This window comes from Micromonospora sp. NPDC048040, assembly GCF_055587185.1.
Map to the genome: position 1 here is coordinate 1 of NZ_JBVJGT010000106.1, position 10,302 is coordinate 10,302.

Sequence of the window (10,302 nt, forward strand, 5' to 3'; positions counted from 1 at the left end):
GCGACCGCAACGCCACCGCCTTCGCGGCGTCCTCCAGCGACAGGATCCCCGCGACACAGGCGGCACCGATCTCACCCTGCGAGTGACCGATCACCACCGCCGGAGAAACCCCGACGTGCCGCCAGACGGCGGCCAGGGCGATGCCGACGGCCCACAGGACCGGCTGCACGACCTCGACCCGCTCCAGCCACGACTCGTCCTCGCCGGTCAACACCGACACGAGGTCGACGTCGAGGTAGGGGGCGAGGGCCTGCTGGCACTCGGCGAGCTTCTCGTCGAACACGGGGCTGTGACCGACCAGACCGGCGGCCATCCGCGCCGACTGCGCGCCCTGACCCGGGAACACGAACACCGGGCCCGCGCCCGCGCCCGACGCCACACCGGTGGTCACGTTCGCGGCCGGCCGACCCGCCGCGACGGCGTCCAGTCCGGCCAGCAGTTCGTCGACGGTCGACCCGACGACGGCGGCCCGGTGGTCGAACGCCGACCGGGTGGCCGCCAGGGACCAGCCGACCGCCGCCGGGTCGAGGCCCTCCCGCTCCCGCACGTACGACGCCAACCGGGCGGCCTGGCCGGCCAGGGCGGCCGTCGACCGGGCCGACACCGGCCAGAGGAACGCGTCGGCGGCGACCAGCCCGGGGGTGGAGTCGGACGGGCCGCCCTCGGCCGGCTCGGCCGGCTGCTCGATGATGACGTGCGCGTTGGTGCCGGAGATACCGAACGAGGAGACGGCTGCCCGGCGCGCCCGGCCCGTCTCGGGCCACGGTCGCGCCTCGGTCGCCAGCTCGATGGCGCCGGCCGTCCAGTCGATGTGCGGGGACGGCTCGTCCACGTGCAGCGTCGCCGGCACGACCCCGTGCCGCATCGCCAGCACCATCTTGATCACACTGGCCACGCCCGCGGCGGCCTGGGCGTGCCCGATGTTGGACTTCAACGAGCCGAGCAGCAGCGGCTCGGCGCCCTCCCGGTCCTGCCCGTACGTGGCCAGCAGCGCCTGTGCCTCGATCGGGTCACCGAGCTTCGTGCCGGTGCCGTGCGCCTCCACCACGTCGACGTCGGCCGTGGACAGCCGGGCGCTCGTGAGGGCCTGGCTGATCACCCGCTGCTGGGCGGGTCCGTTCGGGGCGCTCAGGCCGTTGGAGGCGCCGTCCTGGTTGACGGCGGAGCCGCGTACGACCGCGAGGATCCGGCGGCCGTTGCGGCGGGCGTCGGACAGCCGCTCGACCAGCAGCCAGCCGACGCCCTCGGAGAACCCGGCGCCGTCGGCGGCGGCGGCGAAGGACTTGCACCGGCCGTCCGGGGAGAGGGCCCGCTGCCGGCTCGACCCGATGTACAGGCCGGGAGTGGCCATCACGGTCACGCCGCCGGCCAGGGCCAGGTCGCACTCCCCCGCCCGCAGCGCCTGCACGGCGAGGTGCAGCGCCACGAGGGACGACGAGCAGGCCGTGTCGATGGACACGGCGGGTCCCTCCAGCCCGAGGGTGTACGACACCCGGCCGGACGCGACGGCCGCCGCGCCGCCGGTCATCGAGTGCCCCTCGTCGCCGTCCGGCGACATCATCAGCAGGGTGCCGTAGTCCTGCCCGTTGGTGCCGACGAACACCCCGGTCCGGCTGCCGCGCAGCGAGGCAGGGTCGATGCCGGCGGCCTCGACCGCCTCCCAGGAGGTCTCCAGCAGCAGCCGCTGCTGGGGGTCCATGGCCAGCGCCTCGCGGGGCGAGATGCCGAAGAAGGCGGAGTCGAAGTCGCCGGCGCCGTCGACGAACCCGCCCTCCCGGGCGTACGAGGTGCCCGGGTGGTCGGGGTCGGGGTGGTAGAGGCGCTCCAGGTCCCAGCCCCGGTCGTCGGGGAAGGGCGCCACGGCGTCCCGGCCGTCCCGCAGCAGCTCCCACAGGTCGTCAGGGTTGCGCACCCCGCCGGGCAGGCGGCAGCTCATCGCCACGATTGCCACCGGCTCCAGTTCCTGGGACTGTGCCTCACTGAGCCGGCGGCGGGTGTCGTGGAGATCAGCCATGACCCGCTTGAGGTAGTCGCGGAGCTTGTCTTCATTGGCCATCGGAGTGCCGCTTCCTGAGCAGGGACGAAGGGGAGCCGGAGCTGGGGTCAGGAGATGCCGAGGTCCTTGTCCACCATGGCGAACAGTTCGTCGTCGGTGGCGTCGTCGAGGTGCCGGCCGATGTCGCTGCCACCGCTGTCCTGGCCGAGCCGGGAGAGCATCGCCTGGAGGCGTACGGTGGCCCGCACCCGCGCCGCCTCGTCCCGTGCCACCACGTCGAGGCTGTCGGCGATCCGGTCGAGATCGTCGAGGAGCGCGGTCGGGGTGACCACGTCGTCGTGGGCGACCTCGGCGAAGAGGTACTCCGCCAGGGTCGTCGGGGTCGGGTAGTCGAAGACCAGGGTGACCGGCAGGGCCACGCCGGTGGCCGAGCCGAGCCGGTTGCGCAGCTCGACGGCGGTGACGGAGTCGAAGCCCAGCTCCCGGAACGCCCGGTGCTCGTCCACCGACTCGGCGGACGGGTAGTTGAGCACGGCGGCGACCTGGCTGCGGACCAGGCCAAGCAGGACGGCGAGCCGCTCGGCGGCGGGCAGCCCGGCGAACTGCTCCCGCAACGAGTCCGGGCCGTCGCCGGCCTCCACGCCGGCCACCTTTTCGGCCGCCTGGAGCCGGCGGACGTCCGGCAGGTCGCTGATCAGCGGGCCGGGCCGGGTGGCGGTGAAGGCGACGGCGAAGCGTTCCCAGGCGATGTCGGCGATGGTGAGGAACGCCTCGCCGTGGTCCACGGCCTGGTGCAGCGCGGCGATGGCCGCGTCAGGGGTCATCTCGGGTACGCCGTGCCGGTGCAGCAGCTCGCCGAGCGGCCCGTCGGCCATGCCGCCGCCGGCCCAGGCGCCCCAGGCGACGGAGGTGGCGGGCAGGCCGAGACCGCGCCGGTGCTGGGCCAGCGCGTCGAGGAACGCGTTGCTCGGGGCGTAGTTGCCGACGCCGGAGCTGGCGACGCTGCCGGCGAAGGACGAGAACATGACGAAGGCGGACAGGTCCAGGTCGAGGGTCAGCTCGTGCAGGTTGTACGCGACGTCGACCTTGGCCTGGAGCACCCGCTCGATCTGTTCCGGCCGGATGTCGTTGATCATGGCGTCGTCCAGCACGGCGGTGGCGTGCACGACCGTGGTGAGCGGGTACTCGGCGGGGATCGCGGCGATCAGGTCGGCCAGCGCGTCGCGGTCGGAGGCGTCGCAGGCCACCACTGTGGCTTGGGCGCCCAGCGCGGTGAGGTCGTCGACGAGCTGCTGCGCGCCCGGCGCGGTCATGCCCCGCCGGCTGACCACGACGATGTTCTCCACCCCGCTGCGGGCCAGCCAGCGGGCGGCGTGCCCACCGAGCGCGCCGGTGCCGCCGGTGACCAGTGCCGTGCCGAACGGCTGCCAGGGGTTAGCGGGCTGACTGTCGCCGAGCGGGACGCGGGTGAGCCGGCGGGCGAGCAGGCCGCCGGGGCGTACCGCGATCTGGTCCTCCTCCCCGGCGGCGGTGAGGGCCGCGACCAGCAGGGCGGCGGAGCGCTCCTCGACGGCCTCGGGCAGGTCCACGAGACCGCCCCAGCGCTGCGGGTGCTCGAGCGCGGCGACCCGGCCGAAGCCCCACACCAGCGACTGCACCGGGGAGCGCAGCAGGTCGGTGCGGCCGACGGACACGGCGCCGGAGGTGACGCTCCACATGGGGGCGCGCAGGCCGATGTCGCCGAGGGCCTGGAAGAGCGCGACGGTGGCGGCGAAGCCGCCGGGCACGGACGGGTGCAGCGGGTGGGCCAGTTCGTCGAAGGCGAGCAGCGAGACGACGCCGGTCACCTCGGCGGCCCCCTGGTCCCCGCCCGGCGCCGCGGCGAGCGCCTCCTGCAGCAGCTTGCCAAGCAGGTCGCGGTCGACGTCGCTGCTGGAGACGGCCACCGGGACGAGGGTCGCGCCGGCCGCCGTGAACGCCTCGACGCAGGCGTCCTGCCAGGGCTCGACGATGTCGCCGGTAGGCATGACGACGACCCAGGTGCCGCTCATGCCCCGGTTGGTGACACCGGGCAGGGGCTTCCAGGTGTCCTGGTAGCGCCAGCTGTCGATGTCGGACTGCCGGCGGCGCTGCCTGCGCCACGAGGTGAGCAGCGGCAGGGCCGGGAGCAGCGCGTCGAGGGCCTCGTGCGCCGGGGTGTCCTCGGTGGCGACGGTCTCGGCGAGGGCGGTGAGGTCGCCGCGTTCCACGGCGGCCCAGAAGCTCGCGTCGCTCGGGTCGGCCGCGCCCTGGAGCAGGCTCTCCAGGTCGACGCCGCCGCTGCCGTCCAGCCAGAACCGCTGGTGGTCGAAGGCGTACGTGGGCAGCGCCACGACGTCCGTCTCGGCGAGGACCGTCGTGAGGTCGACCGGCAGGCCGATGGCGTGCGCGGTGGCCAGGTTGGTCAGCAGGCGCGTGGGGTCGTCGTCGCCGCGCCGGAGGCTGCCGAGGGTGTGCCCGGTGACGCCCGTGTCGTCGAGGATCGCGGTGACGGGCATGGTGAGTACCGGGTGCGGGCTGATCTCCACGAACGTGGTGTGACCCGCCTCGATCGCGACGCGTACGGCCGGGTCGAACTGGACCGTCTGCCGCAGGTTGTCGTACCAGTAGTCCGCCGTCATCGACACCGGGTCGACCCAGTCGCCGGTCAGCGTCGAGACGAGGCGGGTGTGGCCCTCCTGCGGGGTCACGTCGGCCAGGTCGGCGCGCAACTGCTCCGCGACGTCCTGCACCGCCGCCGAGTGCGACGCGTAGTCCACCGGAATCAGCCGCGCCCGGACGCCGTCGGCCTGGCACGCCTCCACCAGGTCCTCGACGGGCTGCGGCGGACCCGACACCACCACGGTGGAGGGGCCGTTCACCGCCGCCACCCCGACACCCGGGAACGGGGCCAGCCTCTCCGCCACCGCGTCGGCGGACAGGTCCACCGACGCCATCGTGCCGGTACCCCGCAGCACCGTCAGCGCCCGCGACCGCAACGCGACCGCCTTCGCCGCGTCCTCCAGCGACAGGATCCCCGCGACACAGGCGGCACCGATCTCACCCTGCGAGTGGCCGATCACCGCAGCCGGAGAAACCCCCGCATGCCGCCAGACAGCGGCGAGGGCGATGCCGACGGCCCACAGGACCGGCTGCACGACCTCGACCCGCTCCAGCCACGACTCATCCTCGCCGGTCAACACCGACACGAGGTCGACGTCGAGGTAGGGGGCGAGGGCCTGCTGGCACTCGGCGAGCTTCTCGTCGAACACGGGGCTGTGACCGACCAGACCGGCGGCCATCCGCGCCGACTGCGCGCCCTGACCCGGGAACACGAAGACGGGGCCGGCGCCGGAGCCGGTGACCGTGCCGGTGAGGAGGTTGCCGGCCGGGTGGCCGGCGGCCAGGGCGTCCAGCCCGGCCAGCAGTTCCTGTGCGCTCGCGCCGACGACGGCGGCCCGCTGGTCGAACGTCGAGCGCGTGGTGGCCAGGGACCAGCCGATCGCCGCCGGGGCGAGGTCGTCGTGCTCGCGCACGTGCCGCGCGAGCCGGGCGGCCTGGCCGGCGAGGGCGTCCTTCGACCGGGCCGAGACCGGCCAGACCGTCACGTCCGAGGCGACCATGCCGGTTCGGCGCGCGGGCTCGACGGCGGCGGCCTCGGTAACCTCCTCGCCGTCGGCGGCCTCCGGCGCGGTGGCACGCGGCCGGTACTCCTCCACGATGATGTGGGCGTTGGTGCCGCTGACGCCGAACGAGGAGACGCCGCCCCGGCGGGGGCGACCCAGCTCCGGCCACGGCTTGGCCTCGGTGAGCAGCGACACCGCCCCGGCGCTCCAGTCGACGTGCGGGGACGGCTCGTCGACGTGCAGGGTCTCCGGCATGAGGCCGCTGCGCAGCGCCATCACCATCTTGACCATGCCGGCGACACCGGCGGCGCTCTGGGTGTGACCGATGTTCGACTTCACCGAGCCGAGCCAGAGCGGCCGGTCGGCGGGGCGGTCCTGCCCGTACGTGGCGATCAGGGCCTGCGCCTCGATCGGGTCGCCGAGCGTGGTGCCCGTGCCGTGCGCCTCCACCATGTCGACGTCGGCGGTGCCGAGCCGGGCGTTGGCGAGGGCCTGCCGGATGACCCGCTGCTGGGACGGGCCGTTCGGGGCGGTGAGGCCGTTCGACGCGCCATCCTGGTTGAGGGCGCTGCCCCGGATGACGGCGAGGATCGGGTGGCCGTTGCGCTCGGCGTCGGAGAGCCGTTCCACGACCAGCACGCCGCCGCCCTCGCCCCAGCCGGTGCCGTCCGCCCCGGCCGCGAACGCCTTGCACCGGCCGTCGACGGACATGCCGCGCTGCCGGGAGAAGACGACGAACACGCCGGGGGTGACCATCACGGTGACGCCACCGGCGATGGCCAGGTCGCACTCGCGGCGGCGCAGGGCGGTCGCCGCGAGGTGCAGGGCCACCAGCGAGGACGAGCAGGCGGTGTCCACGGTGACGGCCGGGCCGTTGAGGCCGAGGGTGAACGAGATCCGGCCGGACGCCACGCTGGTGGTGTTGCCGGTACCGATGTACATGTCGACGCCCTCGGGCACGTTCGGCAGACCCATGCCGTAGTTGGAGGTGCTCAGCCCCACGAAGACGCCGGTCTGGCTGCCACGCAGCGACAGCGGGTCGATGCCGGCCCGCTCGATGGCCTCCCACGACGTCTCCATCAGCAGCCGCTGCTGCGGGTCCATGGCGAGGGCCTCACGCGGGGAGATCCCGAACAGGGACGGGTCGAACGCGCCGGCCTGGTCGAGGAAGCCGCCGATCCGGGTGTAGCTCTTGCCCGGCTTGTTCGGGTCGGGGTCGTAAAGCGACGCCAGGTCCCAGCCCCGGTCGTCCGGGAACTCGGTGAGCGCGTCCCGGCCGTCGGCGACGAGTTCCCACAGGTCCTCCGGGGACTGGACGCCACCCGGGAAGCGGCAGCTCATCGAGACGATGGCCAGCGGCTCCTGGTCGCGTGCCTCGACGGTCTGCAGCTTGCGCTTGGTCTCGTGCAGGTCGGCGGTCACCCGCTTGAGGAAGTACCGCAGCTTGTCGTCGCTCATCGGGTGGCGCCTTCCTCGATGAAGAATCTGGTCATCTCAGGAGATTCCAAACTCTTTGCTGATGAAGTCGAAGATCTCGTCGTCGCTGGCCGATTCGAGATCGGGCTTGTCTTGCTCGGTGGCCGGTCCGGCGCCCAGGTCGGACGCCTTGGCCAGCAGGTCCTGCATCCGGGCGGTGAACCGGGCCCGGGCCGCCGCGTCCAGTGGGATGGCCGTGAGCAGGCTCTCCACGGTGTCGATGCCCTGGAAGATGGGCTGCGTGGACGGCGCCGCGTCGGCGGCGATCTCGCTCGTCAACTTCTCGGCGAGCGCGGTCGGCGTCGGGTAGTCGAACACCAGCGTCGCCGGCAGCCGCAGCCCGGACAGGCTGTTGAGCCGGTTACGCAGGTCCACCGCGGTGAGCGAGTCGAAGCCGAGTTCGGTGAAGAGCCGGCCGGGGTCGACCGCGTCGGCGCTGGCGTGGCCGAGGACGGCGGCGATGTTCGCCCGGACCACGTCCAGCACCACCTTCAGTCGCTCCGGGCCGGCCAGCCCGGCCAGCCGCTGGCTCAGCTGCATCCCGCCGGCGCGGGCGCCGGCGGCGTCGACCGAGCGCCGCAGCGGCACCCGCACCAGGGCCCGGAGCATCGGCGCGAGGGTGCCGGCCTCCGCCTGCGTCCGCAGCGTCCCGACGTCCAGCCGCATCGGTACGACCGCCGCCGCGTCGAGCCGCCAGGCCGCGTCGAAGAGGTCCAGCGCCTGCTCGGTGGACAGCCCCGCCGCGCCCTGCTCGGCCATTCGCCGCACGTCCGCGTCGTCGAGGTGGCCGGTCATGCCGCTGGCCTGCTCCCACAGGCCCCAGGCGAGGGAGATGCCGGCGAGTCCGCGGGCCCGCCGGTGCGCAGCGAGGGCGTCCAGGAAGGCGTTCGCCGCCGAGTAGTTGGACTGGCCGGCGCTGCCCAGCGTGGCCGCCGCCGAGGAGAAGAGCACGAAGGCCGCGAGGTCGAGGTCGGCGGTGAGGCGGTGCAGGTGCCACGCCGCGTCGACCTTGGGCACGGCGACCGCGTCCACCCGGTCGGGGGTCATGGACTCCAGCACGCCGTCGTCGAGGACGCCGGCGGCGTGCACCACGGCGGTGAGCGGGTGGTCGGCGGGCACCCCGGCCAGCAGCGCCGACAGGGCGTCCGGGTCGGCGGCGTCGCAGGCCGCGACGGTCACCTCCGTACCGGCGCCGGCGAGTTCGGTGACCAGGTCGCCGATCCCTTCGGCCGCCGCGCCGCGCCGCCCGGCCAGCAGCAGGTGCCGCACGCCGTGGGTGGTGGCGAGGTGGCGGGCCACGATGCGGCCCAGCACGCCGGTCCCGCCGGTGATCAGCACGGTGCCGTCCGGGTCGATGCCGCCGGGCAGCAGCTCCACCCCGGCCGGGACCCGCCCGAGCCGTGGCGTACGGACCTGCCCGGCCCGCACGGCGAGCTGCGGCTCGCCGGAGGCGATGGCGGCGGCCAGCACGGTGGCGCTGTCCGGGGTGTCGTCGAGGTCGACCAGCTGGCACCGGCCCGGGTGCTCGAGCTGGGCGGTCCGCAGCAGGCCCCAGACCGGGGCCTGGCGCAGGTTGACCACCGGCTGCTCTCCCGCCGCGACCGCGTCGCGGGTGACCAGCACCAGCCGGGAGTCGGCGAACCGGTCGTCGGCGAGCCAGGTCCGCACCGCGGCGAGGGTACGGTGCGTCGTGGCCCGCGCCTGTGCGGCCAGCGCCGGGTCCGTCGGGTCACCGATGCCGCCGACCGGGACGATCACCGCCTCGGGCGCCGGCTCGCCCCCGGCGAGCAGGTCGCCCAGCGAGTCGAGGTCCACGTCGGTACGCACCCGTGCGCCGGCCGCCTCGCAGGCGGCGCTTAGGGCCAGGTCGTCGCCGCCGAGCACCGCCCAGCGGGTGGCTGCCGGCACCGGTCCGGTGGGTACCGGCAGCGCCGGCCAGTCCACCTGGAACAGGGACTCGTGCCGGCCGGAGCGGGCCGCGCCGAGCGAGTCGCCGGTGACCCGGCGCATGATCAGCGAGTCGACGTGCAGCACCGGGGCGCCGGTGGCGTCGGCCACCTGGAAGGACACCCCGACCTCGCCGGCCGCCGCGACGCGCACGCGCAGGGCGGTGGCGCCGGCGGCGAGGAGGGAGACACCGGTCCAGGCGAACGGAAGTCGGGGCACGGTGGCGTCGGCCCCGTCGCCCATCCGGCCGAGGAAGCCGCCGATCGACATGGCCTGCAGCGCGCCGTCGAGCAGCGCCGGGTGCACGCCGAACCGACCGGCGTCGGCGTGGTGGTCGGCGGGCAGCTCGACCTCGGCGAAGACCTCGTCGTCGCGGGTCCACGCGGCGCGCAGGCCGCGGAACGCCGGGCCGTACCCGAAGACGGTCGCCTCGATGCCGGAGTAGAAGTCGTCGGACTCGACGCGGGTCGCGCCGGGCGGCGGCCACACCCCCAGGTCGAAGGCGGGCGCGGTGCCCTCGGCCGGCTGCGGGGCGAGCAGGCCGGTGGCGTGGCAGGTCCAGGCCACGTCGGCCAGGATCTCGTCCGAGCCGTCGCGGTAGGGCCGGGAGTAGAGCTGGACGGTCCGCCGCCCGTCGTCGTCCCGGTCGCCGACCATCAGCTGCACCTGCAGCGCGCCGAGTTCGGGCAGGACGAGCGGGGCGAGCAGCGTCAGCTCCTCCACCTTCGGGCAGCCCGCCTGCTCACCGGCGTACGTCGCCAGTTCCACGAAGGCGGTGCCGGGCAGCAGGATGTTGTCCATCACCCGGTGCTCGCCGAGCCACGGGTGGGTACGCACCGACAGCCGCCCGGTGAAGACCATCCGCTCGCTGTCCGGGAAGGTCAGCGTGGCGCTGAGCAGCGGGTGTCCGGCGTCCTGGAGGCCGGCGGAGCTGACGTCCTGCGCCCGGTGGACCGGGGGTTCGACCCAGTACCGCTGGTGGTCGAAGGCGTACGTCGGTAGCGCCACGACGTCCGTCCCGGCGAGGACGGTCGTGAGGTCGACGGGCAGGCCGATGGCGTGCGCGGTGGCGAGGTTGGTCAGCAGCCGCGTCGCGTCGTCGTCGCCCCGGCGCAGGCTGCCCAGGGTGTGGCCGGTGACGCCCGCGTCGTCCAGGATCGCGGTGACCGGCATGGCCAGCACCGGATGCGGGGAGATCTCCACGAACGTCGTGTGACCCGCCTCGACCGCGACCCGCAC

General features: G+C 74.4%; 3 protein-coding genes. All 3 read right to left on the reverse strand.

Annotated features, from left to right (window positions below):
• The coding region (locus ACZ6O2_RS35940; protein ID WP_466026133.1) for a type I polyketide synthase at positions 1-2,056 on the reverse strand (2,056 nt) is incomplete at its 3' end.
• A gap of 47 nt (positions 2,057-2,103) precedes the next feature.
• Positions 2,104-7,098: a type I polyketide synthase gene (locus ACZ6O2_RS35945; RefSeq protein ID WP_466026134.1), complete on the reverse strand. Its 4,995-nt coding sequence runs from the start codon at positions 7,096-7,098 to the stop codon at positions 2,104-2,106.
• A 36-nt stretch (positions 7,099-7,134) separates the two neighbouring features.
• A partial coding sequence (locus ACZ6O2_RS35950; RefSeq protein WP_466026135.1) for a type I polyketide synthase occupies positions 7,135-10,302 on the reverse strand: 3,168 nt, incomplete at its 5' end.